At 71.7% G+C, this 17,975-nt stretch carries 16 protein-coding genes and 1 pseudogene; 5 read left to right on the plus strand and 12 right to left on the minus strand.

What is annotated here, in order from left to right; all coding sequences use genetic code 11:
* Nucleotides 1–34 precede the first annotated feature (34 nt).
* Nucleotides 35–808 carry a LysR family substrate-binding domain-containing protein gene (locus ACZ7OO_RS24640; protein ID WP_471507671.1) on the plus strand — a complete coding sequence of 258 codons (774 nt, stop codon included), beginning with the start codon at nucleotides 35–37 and terminating at the stop codon, nucleotides 806–808.
* Between the two features lie 415 nt (nucleotides 809–1,223).
* Here ACZ7OO_RS24640 and ACZ7OO_RS24645 read toward each other — a convergent pair whose 3' ends face one another.
* From ACZ7OO_RS24645 to ACZ7OO_RS24655, 3 genes are all read right to left on the minus strand, one after another.
* Nucleotides 1,224–2,666 carry an MFS transporter gene (locus ACZ7OO_RS24645; RefSeq protein WP_471507673.1) on the minus strand — a complete coding sequence of 481 codons (1,443 nt, stop codon included), beginning with the start codon at nucleotides 2,664–2,666 and terminating at the stop codon, nucleotides 1,224–1,226.
* A gap of 201 nt (nucleotides 2,667–2,867) precedes the next feature.
* Nucleotides 2,868–3,551: an HAD family hydrolase gene (locus ACZ7OO_RS24650; RefSeq protein WP_471507675.1), complete on the minus strand. Its 684-nt coding sequence runs from the start codon at nucleotides 3,549–3,551 to the stop codon at nucleotides 2,868–2,870.
* 15 nt (nucleotides 3,552–3,566) lie between these two features.
* Complete coding sequence (locus tag ACZ7OO_RS24655; RefSeq protein ID WP_471507677.1) at nucleotides 3,567–4,043, minus strand: Lrp/AsnC family transcriptional regulator; 477 nt, start codon at nucleotides 4,041–4,043, stop codon at nucleotides 3,567–3,569.
* Between the two features lie 215 nt (nucleotides 4,044–4,258).
* Here ACZ7OO_RS24655 and ACZ7OO_RS24660 point away from each other — a divergent pair, with 215 nt between their 5' ends.
* Nucleotides 4,259–5,746: an FUSC family protein gene (locus tag ACZ7OO_RS24660; RefSeq protein ID WP_471507874.1), complete on the plus strand. Its 1,488-nt coding sequence runs from the start codon at nucleotides 4,259–4,261 to the stop codon at nucleotides 5,744–5,746.
* Here ACZ7OO_RS24660 and ACZ7OO_RS24665 read toward each other — a convergent pair.
* A pseudogene (locus ACZ7OO_RS24665) lies at nucleotides 5,744–5,908 on the minus strand (DNA-3-methyladenine glycosylase I); the annotation flags it as partial. The gene ACZ7OO_RS24660 and the pseudogene ACZ7OO_RS24665 overlap by 3 nt on opposite strands.
* 259 nt (nucleotides 5,909–6,167) lie before the next feature.
* Here ACZ7OO_RS24665 and ACZ7OO_RS24670 point away from each other — a divergent pair.
* The gene (locus ACZ7OO_RS24670) at nucleotides 6,168–7,199 is read left to right on the plus strand and encodes a lactonase family protein (protein ID WP_471507679.1); all 1,032 of its coding nucleotides are present in this window, start codon (nucleotides 6,168–6,170) and stop codon (nucleotides 7,197–7,199) included.
* 60 nt (nucleotides 7,200–7,259) lie between these two features.
* On the opposite strand, the gene ACZ7OO_RS24675 is transcribed toward ACZ7OO_RS24670, so the two are convergent.
* Nucleotides 7,260–8,186, minus strand: a complete 927-nt coding sequence (locus ACZ7OO_RS24675) for a sirohydrochlorin chelatase (protein WP_471507681.1) — start codon at nucleotides 8,184–8,186, stop codon at nucleotides 7,260–7,262.
* Between the two features lie 142 nt (nucleotides 8,187–8,328).
* Complete coding sequence (locus ACZ7OO_RS24680; RefSeq protein ID WP_471507683.1) at nucleotides 8,329–9,369, minus strand: N-acetylglucosamine kinase; 1,041 nt, start codon at nucleotides 9,367–9,369, stop codon at nucleotides 8,329–8,331.
* Nucleotides 9,370–9,595: 226 nt separating this feature from the next.
* On the opposite strand from ACZ7OO_RS24680, the gene ACZ7OO_RS24685 reads away from it, so the two are divergent.
* The gene (locus ACZ7OO_RS24685) at nucleotides 9,596–10,273 is read left to right on the plus strand and encodes a uracil-DNA glycosylase (protein ID WP_471507684.1); all 678 of its coding nucleotides are present in this window, start codon (nucleotides 9,596–9,598) and stop codon (nucleotides 10,271–10,273) included.
* Nucleotides 10,274–10,859: 586 nt separating this feature from the next.
* On the opposite strand, the gene ACZ7OO_RS24690 is transcribed toward ACZ7OO_RS24685, so the two are convergent.
* Nucleotides 10,860–11,933: an alkene reductase gene (locus ACZ7OO_RS24690; RefSeq protein ID WP_471507686.1), complete on the minus strand. Its 1,074-nt coding sequence runs from the start codon at nucleotides 11,931–11,933 to the stop codon at nucleotides 10,860–10,862.
* A gap of 113 nt (nucleotides 11,934–12,046) precedes the next feature.
* Here ACZ7OO_RS24690 and ACZ7OO_RS24695 point away from each other — a divergent pair, with 113 nt between their 5' ends.
* On the plus strand, nucleotides 12,047–12,424 hold the full coding sequence (locus ACZ7OO_RS24695) for a MerR family transcriptional regulator (protein WP_471507688.1): 378 nt from the start codon (nucleotides 12,047–12,049) through the stop codon (nucleotides 12,422–12,424).
* Nucleotides 12,425–12,578: 154 nt separating this feature from the next.
* Here ACZ7OO_RS24695 and ACZ7OO_RS24700 read toward each other — a convergent pair whose 3' ends face one another.
* From ACZ7OO_RS24700 to ACZ7OO_RS24720, 5 genes are read right to left on the minus strand one after another with little or no spacing between them, the layout of a single operon-like run.
* Nucleotides 12,579–13,760 (minus strand): MFS transporter, encoded by a 1,182-nt coding sequence (locus ACZ7OO_RS24700; protein ID WP_471507690.1) that lies wholly within the window; start codon nucleotides 13,758–13,760, stop codon nucleotides 12,579–12,581.
* Nucleotides 13,760–14,308, minus strand: coding sequence for a GNAT family N-acetyltransferase (locus tag ACZ7OO_RS24705; protein ID WP_471507692.1), 549 nt, complete (start codon nucleotides 14,306–14,308; stop codon nucleotides 13,760–13,762). The genes ACZ7OO_RS24700 and ACZ7OO_RS24705 overlap by 1 nt, the downstream gene beginning before the upstream one ends.
* On the minus strand, nucleotides 14,305–15,474 hold the full coding sequence (locus tag ACZ7OO_RS24710; protein WP_471507694.1) for a type III PLP-dependent enzyme: 1,170 nt from the start codon (nucleotides 15,472–15,474) through the stop codon (nucleotides 14,305–14,307). The genes ACZ7OO_RS24705 and ACZ7OO_RS24710 overlap by 4 nt, the downstream gene beginning before the upstream one ends.
* Nucleotides 15,471–16,790 (minus strand): DUF6271 family protein, encoded by a 1,320-nt coding sequence (locus tag ACZ7OO_RS24715; protein WP_471507696.1) that lies wholly within the window; start codon nucleotides 16,788–16,790, stop codon nucleotides 15,471–15,473. The genes ACZ7OO_RS24710 and ACZ7OO_RS24715 overlap by 4 nt, the downstream gene beginning before the upstream one ends.
* Nucleotides 16,772–17,872 (minus strand): phytanoyl-CoA dioxygenase family protein, encoded by a 1,101-nt coding sequence (locus ACZ7OO_RS24720; RefSeq protein ID WP_471507698.1) that lies wholly within the window; start codon nucleotides 17,870–17,872, stop codon nucleotides 16,772–16,774. Before ACZ7OO_RS24720 ends, ACZ7OO_RS24715 begins: the two co-directional genes overlap by 19 nt.
* Nucleotides 17,873–17,975 lie beyond the last annotated feature (103 nt).

Here is a 17,975-nt window from a genome sequence, read left to right on the forward strand (position 1 = left end):
GGGGCCGCCGCCCCGGGCCGGTTAACCTGGCCTGGTGACAGGCTCGGAGGAAACACCGTCGTTCCGGCTCGCGTACGTCCCCGGCGTGACGCCCGCCAAATGGGTACGGATCTGGAACGAGCGCCTGCCCGACATCCCGCTCAGCCTCCACCAGGTCACGGCCGCCGAGGCGTCCGACATGCTGCGCGCGGGTGACGCGGACGCCGGTTTCGTGCGGCTCCCGGTGGACCGTACGTTCTTCAGCGCGATCCCCCTCTACACCGAGGCCACGGTGGTCGTCGTACCCAAGGACCACGTGATCACGGCGGCCGAGGAGATCACCGTCGCCGACCTCGCCGACGAGGTCGTCTTCCACCCTCTGGACGACGTCTTCGGCTGGGAAGCACCGCCCGGCGAGCCCGCCTTCGAGCGCCCGGCCACCACCGAGGACGCCGTCGAACTGGTCGCCGCCGGCGTCGGCCTCCTGGTCGTCCCGCAGTCGCTGGCCCGTCTCCACCACCGCCGGGACCTCACCTACCGGCCGCTCACCGACGCCCCTCAGTCGACCGTGGCCCTGTCCTGGCCCGAGGAAGCCACCACGGACCTGGTCGAGGACTTCATCGGCATCGTCCGCGGCCGCACGGTCAACAGCACACGCGGCCGCCAGCCCGAACAGACGCCCCAGGAGTCGCGGGCCTCGCAGTCGCAGCCCAAACGGCCGCAGAAGGCGACCGCGGCAGGCCGTGGCGCACAGGGCCGGGCCGGCGGAGCCAAGCGCACCCAGTCCGCCAAGCCCGCGAAACGCGGAAAGCCCCGCCGCCGGTCGTAAGCCACGAGTCGTAAGCGACGTGCTGTAACCCGGAAGCCGCAAGGCCGCAAGGCACACGCCGAGGCCGGGCCCCATGCCCGCCCGCTCCCGGTCCGCTTCCGCGCGCCCCGATCGCCTCCCCGGATCCTGCACGACTGGTTCCCGGCCCACCAGGGCCGCCATCAGCAGCTGGTCGAGCGCCTTGGCCTGATGGGGTGCGTTGCCCGGCGGAACCACCGCGTCCACGGCTGGGTTCCGCCCGCCCGGCGCCACGCACCGAGCCGGAGTCCGCCGTGATGTTCGAGTCCGCGGGTCTGAAGCTGTCGACGGTCGTGCCGACGTCGACCGTGCTGTCGGAGATGGAAGCGGTGGCCGCCCAGCAGATCCCGGGCCAGGCCTGGCAGGCCCTGAGCCGGGTCCGGGGGGCAGCCGGGGCTCAGACGTCCTCCGGCTCCTTCGACCGCTCGCGCAGATCGGCGACCGCAAGACACAGCGCCACCAGGATGAGCCCGACGGACGTGAGCAGGCCCAGCTGGAGCGCCTCGGTGGCCGGGCCGCGGTTCGCGAGGTGGGCGAAGTACACCGAGCCCACCACGGCGATCCCGGCCGCCGAGCCGACGCGCTGGCCGGTCTGAAGCACCCCGCCGGCCGCGCCGGCCCGCTTCACCGGGACGCGGGTGAGCGTGAGTGTCGTGTTGGGGGAGACCGTGAGACCGGAGCCGATCCCGCCGACGATCATCGGCACCGCCGCGGCCCACCCCACGCTCTCCAAGGGCACCAGCCGCACCACCGCGGCGATCCCGAGCAGCCCCAGCGCCACCCCACTGAGGCCGATGACGATCAGCTTGCGCCCGTGGCGCACCACCAGCCGGCCCCCGAGGGCGGCACCGACCGCCGAGGCGGCCGCGAACGGCAGCACCGTGAGACCGGAGGCCAGCGCGCTGTATCCGGCCGCGTTCTGCAGGAACAGGGCGAGGACGAAGAAGACCGTGGTGAAGCCCGCGAAGTAGGTCAGGCTGATCAGCGCGCCGAGGGTGAAGGACCGCAGCGAGAACAGGTTCAGGTCGACCAGGGGCGCCCGTCCGAGCCGCCCCTGCCGCCGCTCCCATGTCCAGAACAGGCCCAGCAGCACTCCGCCGACCGGCAGCAGCGCCCACTTCAGCCGCCCTGTCCACTGCTGCTCCTGCACCAGCGGCAGCATCAGTGCGAGCACACCGGCTCCGAGGAGCATCACCCCGACGGGGTCGAACTCCTCCCGCCGGCCCGGCGATCCGGGGAACCGGGGCAGCAGCCGCAGCCCCGCGAAGAACGCGGCAACGCCGATGGGCAGGTTGACGAAGAACACCCAGCGCCAGCCGTCGCCGGTGCCGACCGCGTCGATGATCAGACCGCCCGCGAGCGGGCCCACCGCCGTCGAGACCCCGATGACACTGCCGAGCAGACCGAAGGCCTTGGCCCGCTCGGCGCCCTGGAACATCTGCTGGATCAGTCCCGAGGTCTGCGGGGCCACCATGCCCGCCGCCGTGCCCTGGATCAGCCGGCACACCACCAGCCAGTCGGGGCTTGCGGCGAGCCCGCAGGCCGCCGACGCCACCGTGAACACGGCCAGGCCGAACAGGAAGGCCTGGCGCCGCCCGCGCATGTCGCCGAGCCGGCCGGCCGGGACAAGCACCAGCCCGAAGGTCAGGGCATAGCCGGAGACCACCCACGACTGGGCGGCCTCCGTCGCGCCCAGCCCGTGCTCGATCGAGGGCAGTGCCACGTTCACGATCGAGGTGTCGAGCAGCGAGATGAAGCCGGCCGCCAGACACACCCCGAGCGCCCGCCACCGCCGGTCCTCGGTGGCCGGTCGCTGTGGCTTTGCCCAGGTCGTGGTCATGCGGCCACGCTATGCAGCCATCACGGACATCGCACGACCGGCGGAGCGAACGGCTGGCCGCCCTGACCCTTCCGGGTGACAGCGTGGATACCAGCGACCGTACGAACCCGTCCACGCGATGTCAGCGCGCGTACGACCACCTTCGTCCAGAAAGCAGAGAAGGGTCGCGGGAGCGTCAACGGCACTGACGGGTAAGGGGGTTCAGCCCGTGGTGAGCCAGTCGTACGCCGCGCGTGCCGTGAACTCCGCCTGGCCGCCGCGCAGCAGCAGGCCGGCCGTGGTGAACTCGGGGGCGTGGGCCTGCGCGGCCACGTACGGGATCGCGATGCAGCGCATCCCGGCGGCGTGCGCCGCGGCCGCGCCCGGGGCCGCGTCCTCCAGGACGACACAGTCGGCGGGGGCGGCCCCGAGCCGACGGGCCGCTTCCAGGAAGACGTCCGGTGCCGGCTTGCCGTGCGGCACCTCGTCGGCCGAGACGACCGTGCGCAGCCTCACGTCCAGGCCGGTGCCGGCCAGGATCGCCTCGATCGCCTCGGGGGAGGAGCCGGAGGCCACCGCCAGGGGGACGTCCTCGGCCGCCAGCAGCTCGACGAACTTCCGCATCTCCGGGTAGGCGCGCGTGCGGGTCCGGGCCAGTTCCAGATAGCGCCGGTTCGTCTCCGCGAGCAACTCCGCCACCGGAGGCCGCAGTCCGTGCCGGTCCCGCAGCAGGGTCACTGTCTCCAGTGTGCTGATGCCGACGAAACTCTCGTGCTGCGCCCAGGTGAAGTCCGCAACGCCGTGCGCGGTCAGGGTCTGCCGGGTCGCCTCGTAGTAGTTCGGCTCGCTGTCCACGAGGGTTCCGTCGAGATCGAAGATGACCGAGAGGCCGCTGAGATCGCTCATGGGACCAGGATGCCGTTACGCGCGTGCCGCCCGGCCGATGGATTCCACCAGCGGCAGCAGCCGGTGCGGAACGCGCTCGCGCAGGGCCACCTCCGTGCGGGTGCGGACCACGCCTGGCAGGCTGATCAGCTTCTGGATCACGTCCTCCAGGTGGGCGTTGTCCCGCGCCACCACCCGGGTCAGCAGATCACCACCGCCCGTGATCGAGAACGCCTCCACGATCTCCGGCACGGCGGCCAGCGCCTCCCCCACGTCGTCCAGATGGCCCTGGGTGACCTCGATGTGCACAAAGGCCAGCACCGGGTGGCCGAGTGCGGCGGGGGAGAGGGAGGGGCCGCCGCCGATGATCACGCCGTCCCGCTCCAGCCGGTCCAGGCGGGCCTGCAGGGTGCCCCGGGCGATACCGAGGATCCGGGCGTACTCGCGCACGCTGGTGCGCGGCTGCTCAAGGAGCAGCCGCAGAATGCGGGTGTCGAGCTCGTCCACGGTCATGGCGTACGACTGTACCAACGGCTCATGGCCATTCACATGCCGAGCAGGGCCATTGGCGTTCCAAGCGGGGTGAGGTCTGGGCCGAGAGTAGCCCAATGGCCCAGTGAAATCGGAAACACTTGAGCCAGTCGCGCCGGCGATGCTCTTATGTGTGGTGTCGATGGCGCTGCGGACCCCGCGGCGCCATTTCTGTGCCGTCCGTGAGAGGGGAAGCAGTGCTGAAGAGGGCGTTCACGGCTCCGGACCCGGGGCGGGTGCGGCTGCGCTTCGCCGCACGGGCCGTGCTGGGCATCGGCCTCGCCGTCGTGCTCTGCGGGCTGGCCGGACACTCCGTCACGGGCGCCGTCGCCGGGGGGCTCGCCGCGCTGCTCGCCCTGTTCACGGTCGCCGACGCCACCGTGCGCGGGCAGGCCGTCACCACCGCGCTGCTGCCCGCCGTGGGCCTGCCGGTGCTGGCCGCCGCGGCCGGGCTGCACGATGCGCCCGTCGCACGGGACCTGGTCTTCCTCGCCGTGGTCGGCGCGGGCGTGTACGCGCGCCGCTGGGGGCCGCGCGGTCACAGCCTCGGCGTGTTCGCGTTCATGACCTACTTCGTGGCCCAGTTCCTGCACGCCACGCCCCGACAGCTGCCCGAGCTGTACGCCGCCGTGCTGCTGTCCGTGCTCAGCGCGGCCACCGTGCGCTTCGGCCTGTGGTGCTACGAGCGTCACCTCCCCCCGGCGCCGGTACCCGCCCCGCCCGCCGGCACCGGCCTGGCCCGGGTGACCACCCGGCAGGCGGTCCAGGCGACCGCGGGCGCGGGTTTCGCGCTGGTCGTCGGTCAGGCGGTGTCGGGTCAGCGCTGGTACTGGGCGGTCGGCGCCACCTGGTGGATCTTCGTCAACACCGCCTCGCGCGGCGAGACCCTGGTGAGGGGCTTCCGGAGGGTCCTCGGCACGGTCATCGGCATCGCGCTCGGCCTGCTCGTCGCCGTTCCCGTGCACGGCGCCCCCGTCCCCACCGCCGTCCTGGTGTCGGCGGCCGTCTTCGGCATCTTCTACTCGGCCGCCGTCTCCTACACCTGGATGATGCTCTGGGTGACCCTCCTGGCGGAACTCCTCTACGGCCTCCTCGGCGTCCTCACCCCCGGCCTCCTGGCGCTGCGGCTCACCGAGACCGGAGTGGGCGCCCTCGGCGCCGGACTCGCCGTGCTGTTCGTACTGCCGGTCACCACCCACCTCACCACCGACGCCTGGATCCAGCGCGCCCTGCGCTGTGTCCACGCCTGCACGGCCGAGGCCGCCGCCCGGCTCGCCGGGTCCGCCACCGCCGACCCGGCACCCCGGGTGGCCGAACTGGAGCAGCTGCTCGGCCGGGTACGGCTCTCGGTCGCACCCCTCGTCCATCCGCTCACCCCGATGCGCGGCCGGAAGCGCCGCGCCCGACGGGTCCTCGCCCTGCTCGACGACTGCGCGCGGGAGGTCCGCGGCCTGGTCGCCGTCGCCGCCGACCCCGAGGCCTCTCACGACGCCCGGCTGGCCGCCGCCTGCTGGCGCGTGGAGGCGGCCGTGGAGGCGCTCACCCGGGGCTCCGCACGCATCACCGGCCCCACCGAACCGCCCACCGAGGCCGCCCTGGCCCATCTGCACGGCCTGGAGCGCGCCCTGGCCGAACTCGCCGAGCCCCTGCGCGCACCCTCGGGCTCACCCCTGGTCGGCGCCTGAGAGCTTTTCGGTACGGAAGTCGGCGAACGCGGCCCGGAAGCCGGGGCGGCGGCGGAGGATCGTGATCCGGGAGAGGCCCGACCGGAAGGCCTCCCGGCTGAGGCATTCGTCGCAGGCGGCCTCAGCGACCGACGCCCGCCAGGTGTCCACGCTGATGACGATGTCGGGTGCGAAGCTCCGTCGTGTGGCTCAGCCGGCCAGCCAGAGCCGGAGGACCGGCCGTGACCGGCGGAGCGGTCCTGGCCGGGCCGGACGGCAAGCTGCGCCGCCCCTGGGCCCTGTCGCTGAATCATCGCGCCTGCTGCGCGCGGGCGGCCTGACGCGCCGCCCCGGACGTCTTGGTCTAGACCGCAAACTGCTACCGTCGGCCCCGGACCGGCTCGTACTGACTCGTACCGGCTCGTATCGAGAGGGGACACCGGTGACAGACGGCGGCAGGCGGCGGAGGGCGTTCATCGGGTCGTTCACGGCGGCGGGCGGGCCCGGCGTCGTCACGGCGGCGGTCCATCCGCACAGCGGCGCCCTGGCCCTCCTGGAGAGCGTCGACGGCGTCCCCGACCCGTCGTATCTCGCGCTCGCGCGCGGCGGGAACACCCTGTACGCGGTCAGCGAGACCGCCGACGGTGCCGTGGCCGCGTACCACGTCCACGACGACAAGCCACGGCTCGCCGGACCGCCGGTCCCGGTAGACGCCAGCGGCCCCACCCACCTCAGCGTCTTCGACGGTCACGTCCTGACCGCCAACTACGGCTCCGGCAGCGTCAGCGCCGTCCCCGTCCGCCCCGACGGCACCCTCGCCGGCGCCGCCTCCGGGGTGCTCCGGCACAGCGGTTCGGGCCCGCACGAGCGCCGCCAGCGCGGCCCGCACGCCCACCAGGTACAGCCGGACCCCAGCGGCCGCTGGGCGGTCAGCGTCGACCTCGGCACCGACTCGGTCCGGGTCTGCACCCTGAAAGACGGCACCCCCGCCGTCCACCGCGAGTTCGCCCTGCGTCCCGGCTCCGGCCCACGCCACCTGGCCTTCCACCCCGGCGGCCGGTACGCCTACGTGGTCAACGAACTCACCCCCACCGTCACCGTCTGCCGCTGGGACGCCGGCACCGGCGCCCTGAAGCCACTGGCCGAGACCCCGGTACTGCCCGGCGCCCCGGCCGGCGACGCCTACCCGTCGGGCATCGTCGTGTCGCCCGACGGCCGCTTCGTCTGGACGGCGACCCGGGGCGAGGACATCCTGACGACATTCGCGGTCGACGAGGACCAACTGCATCTCACGGCGACGGTCCCGTGCGGAGGCCACTGGCCGCGGGCGCTCATGGAGTCCGACGGCTTCCTGTACTCGGCGAACGAACGCTCCGGCGACATCACGTGGTTCGCCATCGACCAGGAGGCGGGCGTACCGCGTTACGACGGCTCGGTGGAGGTCCCGGCAGCGTCCTGCATCGTTTTCGACTGAGGCCGCGTGCGGCGACGGGCCCCTTCCAGGAAAGGACCCGTCAGGACACACACGCCGACCTCAGCGCACCGGCGCACCCTGTGCCTGCTGCGGAGCGATCCCCAGCGACGTCGTGTACTTGGCCAGCGCCAGCTTGCCGATCGCCGGATACGCCCCCAGCGGCTCCGCGGTGGCGCACCCCGCCTCCTCGGCGGCCGCTGCCAGCAGTCCACCGTCGATCTCGGGACCGATCAGATACGGCGCCAGTGCCAGCTGCTGCGACCCCGAGCCCCGCAGCTGCTCCGCCACGGAGGCGATCGAACCCTCCTGGTCCAGCGCCGCGGCCATCACCGGCACGGCCAGGCGCGCGGCGAGCAGCATGCCGGTGATTCCGGCGGCCTGCACGGCCTCCTCGCCGCCCACGGAGGCGAGTACGATGCCGTCGGCGGCCGTCGCCACGGTGAACAGGCGGGCGCGGTCGGCGCGGGCCAGGCCGGCCTCCGAGAGGCGCACGTGCAGCGCCTCGGCGAGCAGCGGGTGCGGGCCGAGGACATCGGTCAGATCGGCGGCGACCCGGCTCTCCATGACGGCCTGGCGGACCTGGCGCAGCAGTGCGCTGTCCGGACCGGCCAGCAGCGGTACGACGACCGCGACCGGGCCGTCGGGCGCCTTGACGCCCTCGACACCGGCGGCGACGGCCTGCTCGTAGCGGGCGGCGCGCCCCTCCGCGGCACCGGTGAGCACGGACTGGAGGGTGGGGAACTCCGCGTCGTCCCCGTCCAGGTACCCGATCCGGGCGTCCAGGCCGGGCAGCTCGGAGCGGGCGATGCTCACGACCTCCTCGGCGAGGCCGCGCGTGGCCGCGCTGGGCCTCCCCGGCACCGCGAGGACGAGCGCGGGCGCGTCGTCGGGAGCCACCAGCGGCTCGGGTCGGCGGTGCCGCCCGGGCTGGCGAGGTCGCGGCATTCGTACTGGCAGGCCGGACGCGGGCCCAGTGGGGGAGCTCATGGCGACGCATGTTACTGGCTTATTGGGCTCCCCTGTTCGGGGAGGGTGCAGGTGAGCGGTGTCCGTCCGGTTTTGTCTGATGAGTTGCGCATGATTCGGGGGTGATCCCGCCACCTGTCGAACACTTCATGCCCTAGTCGGATCAATCACCTTTTGTGCGCGCCACGCAGAGCAGCTTTGTGTCACCCGGAAGAGTGAGCCGTCCGGTGATCAGATCACTTGCGACGCGTACCGCTCCGTGCAGCGGATCGCCCTCTGCCGGAACCTGCCGCGCCTGCGGCAGCAGACTCGTCAACTCCTCGGCCAGCGGTACGACAAGCGGGTCGCCCAGCTGCAGGAGGCCACCGGTGAGGGCGACTCTGGGCTCACCGGCCGTCGGGCAGACGGCGGCGGCCGACTCGGCCATGTGCCGGGCCGCCGCGCGCAGGATCGCGGCCGCGACCGGGTCGTGTGCGGCGCAGTCCGCGACCTGCGGGGCGAAGGAGGCCAGTACGGCGGGCCGGTCGGCGCGCGGATAGAGCTGCCCGGGCAGTCCGGCCAGCGGCCCGAACCGCTCCTCGGCGCAGGCCCGTAGCGCGGCCGAGCCGCCGTCCCGCCCGTCGAAGGCGCGCAGTGCCGCCTCGAGGCCCGCCCGGCCGATCCAGGCGCCGCCGCCGCAGTCGCCCAGCAGATGCCCCCAGCCGTCCGCCCGCCGCCACCCGGTCAGATCGGTGCCGATCGCGATCAGCCCCGTACCGGCGGCGACCACCGCGCCCGGGCGCGGGCCCAGGGCGCCGACGTACGCCGTCACGGCGTCGGCGGCCAACGCGACGGTCCGCACGCCGAGCTCGCGGGCCAGCGCGCCCGGCAGTTCGGCCCGCAGAGCGTCACCGAGACTGGCCAGCCCGGCGGCACCGACGACGACCGTCGTCACCCCCTCCAGCCCGTTCTCACCGATCAATGCCCGTGCCATGGGCAGCAGTTGCTCCAGCAGATGCCCGGGATCGATACCCTTCGCACCCGTACGCACCGGCTCCCGGGACTCGCACGGCACCGACGGCGCCCGCCCGGGCAGGCCTACGACGGCCCGCAGCCCGGAGCCGCCGGAGTCGACGGCGAGAAAGCCGGCCTCGGAGCCGCCGGAATCGAGAGGGTCGAGGGCGAGACTCTCCGCGCCACGGCCGTCGCCGTCCTCTCCGCTCATGGCCGACGCCGGCAGGCCGACATGGGCGAGGGGCGACCGTGGCGGAGCGGCTTGGTCACTGGATCCAACGGGGCTCCCCTCCTTCCCGGTGACCGGCGACGCGATCTCCCTTGACCGGCTCGATGACCTTGATGAGGAGGAAGAGTAGCGCCGAGGACGGTGTCTGTGCGTGGGAGGCTTCCGCGGCTGTGCGGAAGCCCGGCGTGTGCCAGTAGGGTGACGCTCTGTGGCACCACGACCCTTGCATGAACTTGTTGAGGCAGGCTGGGCGAAGGCTCTTGAACCTGCGGCCGAACGTATCGCCGCGATGGGGAACTTCCTGCGGTCCGAGATAGCGGCCGGCCGGACCTACCTTCCGTCCGGAGCGAATGTCCTGCGGGCCTTCCAGCAGCCCTTCGACGACGTCCGTGTCCTGATCGTCGGCCAGGATCCCTATCCCACGCCGGGGATGGCCATCGGGCTGAGTTTCGCGGTCTCGCCCGAGGTGCGTTCGTTGCCGGGCAGCCTCGAAAACATCTTCCGGGAGCTGAACACCGACCTGGGGCTGCCCAGGCCGTCCAACGGCGACCTCACCCCCTGGATCCAGCAGGGTGTGCTCTTGCTGAACAGGGCACTCACCACGGCTCCGCGCAGTCCGGCCGCGCACCGGGGCAAGGGCTGGGAGGAGGTCACCGAGCAGGCCATCCGGGCGCTGGCGGCGCGTGGCAAGCCGCTGGTGTCCATCCTCTGGGGGCGTGATGCCCGAAATCTGCGGCCGTTGCTCGGGGATCTTCCGGCGATCGAGAGCGCTCATCCCTCGCCGATGTCGGCGGACCGCGGGTTCTTCGGTTCGCGTCCGTTCAGTCGGGCCAACGACCTGCTGGTGCGGCAAGGGGGGCAGCCGGTGGACTGGCGTCTGCCGTAAGCCGTGGTGCGTGTGATGGCCCGGAGGGCGGCGGCCGTTCGGCCCACTCCCGTCCGGCGCGGGCCTCGCGCGTACGGCCCCGCAGCCGGATCGGGGCGGTGACACCGGCTGCGCTGCCGAACTGGAGTCGCGGTACCGCCGGCGCCTGCCCTTGCGGTGCCCGCGGAGGGACCGGTGCGGAGTGCGTGTAAGACGGGATTTTCAGCAGTCCGCTTCTTCGGGAGCGATCAATTCTCGCTGAGCGGTCTGACCCCCGGCACCTTCAGCCCCGAGGACCTCGCCGCGTATGCGGCGTCCTACAGAGGGCGGGAGCGGCTCCGCGGTGGCTTCGAGCGCTACCGCACCCTCCTGGCCGGCCGGCCAGGCCACTGCCCATGCCCGTCCTGGCCATCGGCAGCGAACGCTCCGGCACGGCCGCCGCACAGGCCCTCGGTCCCACGCGGACAGCGTGCAGGGCAAGGTGGCACCGACGGGACACTTCGTCGCCGAAGAGGACCCGCACTGGTTCACCAAGACCGTCACCGACTTCCTGGCCTGACCCCCGAGCGCCACGACCGAGGCCAGAGACAGCGGGGAGCGGAGGTCGTCAGGCCGTGTACTGATAGGCCGGGTACGTCAGATATCCGGCGTCACCACCCTGGTAGTACGTGGCCTCCTCGACGGGAGCGATCGGGACACCGGTGCGCAGGCGCTCGACCAGGTCGGGGTTGGCGATGAAGCCGCGGCCGAAGCTGATGAGCTCGGCACCCAGCCCGAGCCAGTGGTCGGCGTCGGCCCGGCCGGCCTGCTTGGGACCCATGGGAAGCACCGGGTTCATGATGAGGGTGCCCGGCCAGGTACGGCGCAGGCCGACGAGTACGTCTTCGGGGGCGGTGGCCGTCAGATGGACATAGGCCACGTCGAGGCGGGCCAGTTCGGTCAGGAGGGCGGTGTAGAGCTCGGGGACATCGCCTTCCTCGACGCCCCAGAACGTGCCACCCGGGGAGAGACGGATGCCGGTCCTGGCCCCGCCGACCGCCTCGACGGTGGCCGCCACCGCCTCGACGGCGAACCGGATCCGGTTGGTCACCGAGCCGCCATAGCGGTCCGTGCGGAGATTGGCGTTGGAGGAGAGGAACTGTGAGATCAGATAGCCGTTGGCGCCGTGCAGTTCCACGCCGTCGAATCCGGCGTCGACGGCGTGCCGGGCCGCCTGGGCGTACGACCGGGCGTGCTCGGGCACTTCGGCGGTGTCCAGGGCGCGTGGCGTCGGCGCGGGCTGGGGTCCGGTCGGGGTGAACACCTCGCCGACGGCCGGGACGGCCGAGGGACCGACCGGCTGCGTTCCGGTCGTGTCGGGGTGCGAGACCCGTCCGCTGTGCATGATCTGGGCGAAGATCCGGCCGCCGTTGGCGTGTACGGCGGCGGTCACGGGGCGCCACGAGGCGACGTGCTCGTCGCTGTGCAGTCCTGGCGTACCCGGATTCGACTGCCCGACCAGACTCGGCTGCACCCCCTCGGTCACGATCAGCCCGGCCGTCGCCCGCTGGGCGTAGTACGTCGCCATCGACGGCGTGGCCAGTCCGCCGGCGGCGGCCCGGACCCGTGACATCGGGGCCATCACCACCCGGTTGGGCAGCGTCAGTTCGCCGAGCTGGTAACTGTCGAAAAGGGTCGTCACGTCAGGACTCCATCGCGATCCACCGTGCCCGGCTCTCGGGTACGGCAGTTACGCTAAAACCTCACATGGATGTCAGAGGCAAGTCCTGTGTCGCAGGTCACAGAGGAGGCGGTATGCGCATCGGAGAACTCGCGTCGCGAACGGGAGTCAGCGTCAGATCCCTGCGTTACTACGAGGACCAGGGGCTCCTCAGCAGCTCCCGCAGCGTCAGCGGGCAGCGGCACTACAGCGAGGAGGAGGTCGAGCGGGTGGCGTTCATCCAGCGGCTGTACGCCGCGGGCCTGTCCAGCCGCACCATCGCCCAACTGCTGCCGTGCGTCGACGCGCCCAGCGAGGAGAACTCGGACGCCGCACTGGAGCGGATGGCACAGGAACGCGACCGGCTCTCCGAGCACATCGCCGACCTCATACGCACCCGGGACACCCTCGACGCGGTGATGGGCTCGGCCCGAAAGCACCGGGAAGGACTGCGGCCGGCAGCGGCCCGGTGATCGAGCAGCGTCCGGGCCGGTCGTGGGAGGCTGGGCGGACGTGCCCGAGGCCTCGGGCACGGCTTCCGTGGATCGTCGGGGCAGAGATCGACGCAGTCGGTGCCGAGGCGCGTGAGCAGGTCCAAAGGTCGGTGTCCGATGACGCGGCCGCCGGTCAGCCCCCGGCCGGCGTCCAGCGGATGCGCGTACTGGCCAGCGAGACCACGAGCGCCGCTGCCGCGACGACCGCCAGTCCCCACACCAGGCTGCTCGAGTTCGCCACGAACCCGATGAGCGGTGGCCCGGCCAGCAGGCCCGTCGTACCCATCGCGGCGACCAGGGCCAGCGCATCCGAGCCCTGTTTCGCCGCGGCCACATAGACGCACGGGGTGACGGCCGCACAGCCCAGCCCGACGCAGGCGAACCCGACGAGGGCTGCCGCCACGCCCCCGCTCACCAGGGCGAAGGCCAGCCCTGCGGCGGCCAGCGCGCTGCCCGACAGGACGACCCGTCCGTCGCCCCAGCGGGTGCGCCAGCCGTCGGCGAAGAGACGGGCCACCACCATCATGCCCGACACCACGGCGATGCCCGTCGGCGCCAACTCTACGGAGGCGTTGGCGACTTCCCTCAGGTAGAGGGCGGACCAGTCGTTCATGGCGCCCTCGGTCACCGTGCCGAACGCCATGGCGCAGCACATCCAGAGCGTCATACGGGACGGCAGGCTCCATGCGCCGCCGCTCTTCCTCTCCTTGGCGGGCTTCCCCTCGGCGGACGCGGCGGACGCGTCCTCGTCGAGCAGACCGGTGCGCGCCACGGCGGCCAGCAGGACGAGCAACACGGCGGCCACACCGAAGTGCACCGCCACCGACGAGGTCGCCGCGTTCATGCCGGAGGCGAGTAGGGCCGCGAGGAGGGAGCCGGCGCTGAACGTCGCGTGCAGTCGGGCCATGGCGTTGCGTTCGTACCGGGTCTCCAGGGCCGCTCCCTGCGCGTTCATGGCCACGTTCAGGCATCCCACGAACACCCCGTCAGCCAGCATGACAAGCAGGGCGACGGGATAGTCCGGCGCCGCGGCCAGTGCTGCCAGCAGCACGGTCAGACAGAGGGCCGACAGCAGCGCCAGCCGTGCCGAGCCCAGCCTCTTCGTGAGCACCGGCACCAGCGGGAACGACGCCACGGCACCTATGCCCGCGGCCATCAGCAGCACCCCCACCTCGGCCGCGGTCAGACCGAGGTCCGCCTTGAGGGCGGGGATCCGCGAGGCCCACGTCGCGTACTGGAAACCGAGCGAACAGAACAGTGCGGCTATGGCCAACTGGGCGCGGAGGAAAGGATCATGGACACGGAACACGCACATCAACTCGCTTGGTCGACTCGGCCGTCGCCTCGGGCATGGAGACGGGACAGGGAGCGGGACATGTAGACGGCGTTCGCGCCGTAACCGCCCGGGGAGATCCCCGGGCAGGCGGTGAATCCGCGCGCCGACCAGAACGGCTCGCTACGGCCGACGGCGATCAGCGAGATCTGCTCGAACCCGCGCGAACAGGCGGTCAGCGTCAGGTGGTTCAGAAGCCGCTGGCCCAGTCCCCGGCCGCGCAGCCGCTCCGTGACCACGATGTCGTGCAGGTGCAGATTGCGCGCGGAACGCGAGGGGAGCGCGGCCACCTCCGTCCGTTCGAGGTCCGGGTATCCGAAAGGCGGATACGGCAGCGCCAGCAGGTACCCGGCCGGCTCCGAGTCGACGTCCAGGACGAAACAGGTGTCCGGCGAGGCGTCCGCCCGGGACCGCAGTGCCGCGCGCCCCTCCGACAGGCCGAGTGCCGTGTAGGCGCGGGACTCCATCGCGACGACGGCGTCCCAGTCGGCGTCGGTGATGGGGCGTATGTGTATCTGGTCGCCGCTCATGGCCGTCCCCCGCCCGTGCAGACGTACGGGAGCGGGTCGAAGCCGTTGAACCCCTGGGTCGTGTAGCTGATCGCGTAGGCGCCGCTGGACAGTACCCAGACCGGGTCTCCCGACGCCAGATCCACGGGGACCTGCACGAGACCGTGCTCATGGGGGTAGGCGTCGTCGCTGTCGCAGGTGGGACCCGCGACGACGGCCGGGACGGACCCGGCGTCACGGTGCGTGGGGAAGACGAGCCGGTACTGCAAGGCGTCCATCTCGTACAGGCCGTTGAACTTGCCGCAGCTCAGGTAGAGCCAGTACTGCGGCTCGCCGTCGGGCCGGCGCCGCTTCGACAGCCTCGCCACATGGGCCCGGATGACCCCGTGGTCGGCGACGAGGTGGCGCCCCGGTTCCATGACGAACCCGAGGTGCTCGCCATGGACATTCCTGAGGTGGCGCATGCCCTCGCGGATCACGGCGAAGATCTTGTCGAGCGGGGGGTCCAGAGGCGTGCCGTAGCGGTCGAGGTATCCGAGGGCCGGCAGACCGCCGCCGAGGTTGACGTGATCCAGCAGGATCCCGCGCCGGCCCAGCGCGGTCAGGACGTCCGCCAGGCGCTCGACGGCACTGTGCCAGGCGTCGGCCGTCATCTGCTGGGAGCCGACGTGCACGGACAGCCCGGCGGGGGTCAGTCCCTTCTCCCGCGCCGCCGCGAGGATCCGCACCGCATCCGCGGGCGCGCAGCCGAACTTGTCGCTGAGCCCCCACAGCGCCCCTTCGCCGCCGGTCGCCAGCCTGACGAACACCCGGGCTCCCGGAGCGTGGGCCGCGATCGCCGCCATGTCCTCCAGGCTGTCGGTGGCGAAGTCCCGGACCCCGAGCCGGTGGGCGGCGGCGATGTCCCGGTCCGACTTGACGGTGTTGCCGTAGTGCATCCGGTCGACGGGCACGCCCGCGCGCAGCGCCTGCTCCAGTTCGCGGGGGCTTGCCCCGTCGACTCCGGCGCCCTTCCCCGCGAGGCACGCGAGTACCTCGTCGACCGGGCAGGCCTTCATGGCGAAACGGACGTCGACGCCGGGCAGTTCACGCCGCAGCCGGTCGTAGCCGTCCTCGATTCCGGTCAGGTCGAAGACGATCCGGTCCTCGGTGGCGCCTTCCAGTACGGTGGTCAGGGGTGATCTCACCGCTGCTGCCCGGGCGTCGCAGGGACGGAGGTGAGTCTCGCCGCACGCACCAACGGTTCCCAAGCTTCCGTCAGCAGGGCGAAGTCCTCGATGTCGCGGCGCGCTTCGTCGAGGAGCCGTTCGCGGCGCCGCCACAGGAGATCGGCGAACTCGGCGTATCTGCCGCCCAGTTTCCGGTAGGCCGAGTCGAGGATGTCCAGCCGCCGGACGTTCTCACCCGGATCCAACCGCGCGCTCTCCCGCGCCAGCCGGACGACGGCGGACGCGCGCACCTGTCCGTGGTCGCCGACCAACCGCGCATCGGGGCGGGCCATTTCGGCGTAGATGAAGTTGAAGTAGAGCATGGACAGAAGGAACTTGACGAAACGCAGCTGGTACGCGATCAGACCCGAGTCGGTCCTGCGCTCACCGGTGTAGAAGTTGACGATGTTCCGGTTGTGCAGGACGCCCGGCAGTGCGGCGTCGTGGACCAGGTGGATCAGGAAGTAGTCGCTGCCGATCGTGTCGGTCGCGGGCGGCAACGGCACGCGTTCGTGTACTCCGTGGAAGCTGATGTTGCACATGTCCACGCGCATGGGATCGACCAGGGCCAGCGTGGAGTGATCCGCGGTGAAGGCGGCCGAGCCCGCGCCTCGGAAGGACTCGTCGACCAGTTGTCGCCTTTGCTCGTCGGACCACTCGCCGGGCGCCCACAGACCGACCACCTCGTGGTAGACGGCGGGGTCGGTCCGGAGTATCTCGCCGATGTCCACGGACAGTTCACCCACGAACGAGCTGCCCACCATCGCGACCCGCTTGCTCATGTGTTCGGCGGCCAGCGCGTTCTCGGTGACGACGTGCGCGGCGTCGGTCGCGCGCCTGCCGAGCGACAGGAGTTCGTGGTGGACGGGGAAAACGTTGTCGCCGTTCACGACCTGATAGCGGCTGTCGGAGTCCCTGCGGTGGACGGACTCGCAGCCGAGCGCGGCGGCGATGAGGAACGCGCGGTTGGTGCAGGCGCCGTAGGAGACGCCGGCCGGGAGCATCAGGTCCAGCAGCAGATCGGGCTTCATGACTTCGGCCCGCTCGATCAGCCGCCGGAGAAAGTCCCGCTGCCGGTCCTCGTCGAGATGGTGTACGACGATCCGCGGATCGCCAGGGATGCGGCGCACGGCCTCGGCGTGTTCCGCATGGACCGGTGGGGTGCAGGAGTCCAGGATCAGCAGGTGCACCTCTGTGTCGAAGCGCTCGGCCGCGTACGCCGCTTCCTCGGCAACGGCGGCGATCGTCGCGGAGCAGGCCCTGTTGGTGGGCAGGGTCAGACAGATTCGGCGCATGTCTCTTCTCCGACCGGTATCTCTCCTCCGACCGGCTCAGCCGGCTCGAGCGTCTCGTCGGGGTCCGTCCCGTGCCAGGACGTGCGGCCCAGCAACTTCGCCCCCAGGTCGGTGAGTTCGGCCCTGCCGTACCGCAAGGACTCGTGCCGGGTGGCGTCGCCGAGCAGCGTCGGGTTCCAGTCCGGCGTACTGAGCGTGCGCCATGACTCGATCCGGGAACGCCTGAGCGCCTGGTGCGACTCCAGCGCCGGCATCATCGACAGGTACTGGGCCGCACGCACCGCCCCGTCGGAGGTGTTGGGCGCCACGCCGTGCGCCAGCAGGCCGTTGAAGATCAGCAGATCGCCGGCCTCGAGTTCCGGTCGCACCACGGGGAACTCCGCACGGTCGATCCTGGGCCGGATCGGGTCGCGGTCGTCGGGCTGGAAGGCCTTCCACTGGTCGAACCGTTTGAACAGCTCGGGGCAGCACTGGAATCCGCCGAGTTCCGGCCGGGTGTCGGTCAGGGCGATGATTCCCTGGACCCGCTGCGGCAGCACCCCGAGGGTGGTGTCGACATCCCAGTGGAGCTCGATGTCGAACCCCTCCTGCGTGCTCGGGATCAGCGCCCGGTCGCGGTTCTTGATGTTCGGCGGGTTGAGGTTGAGCCGGTCGAGCGTCACCCACAGCTCTTCGCAGTTCCACACGTCGACGAACGCGTCGTAGACGCGCTGCGTCTGGCGGCTGTCCCACAGGAGCTGGTGGTGGTAGGCCTCGACGAAGCCGTAGATGTGCAGTTCCCGGTCCAGGTCCGAGCGGTATTCACGGTCCTCGTACCAGGTCTCCGGACGATCGGGGTCGAGACCCTGGAACTCCCAGGCGAAGTCAAGCAGCCGACGGGCCGACGAGGCGGGGATCGCCTCCTTCACCACGACGTATCCGTAGGTCTGCCAGAAGGCGAAGTCCTCGTCGGAGAGGACTCTGAGGGGGCGGGTCTTCTGCAGGTCCCGCAGGGGTGTCTGGGCGAGATAGGTCTCGCCGTCCGAACTGAAGTAGGGGAGGTTCGACGGGGCTCGATGGAGATAACGGTCAGTCGTGGGCATGCGGTGCTCCAGACCTCGATCTCAGGTGGCGGCGACCCCGACCGGGTCACCAGATGCGCGGAGCGAGGGCGGTGGTCGTTCCCGCAGGATCACTGCACCACGT

The organism is Streptomyces sp. NPDC111744, assembly GCF_055634995.1.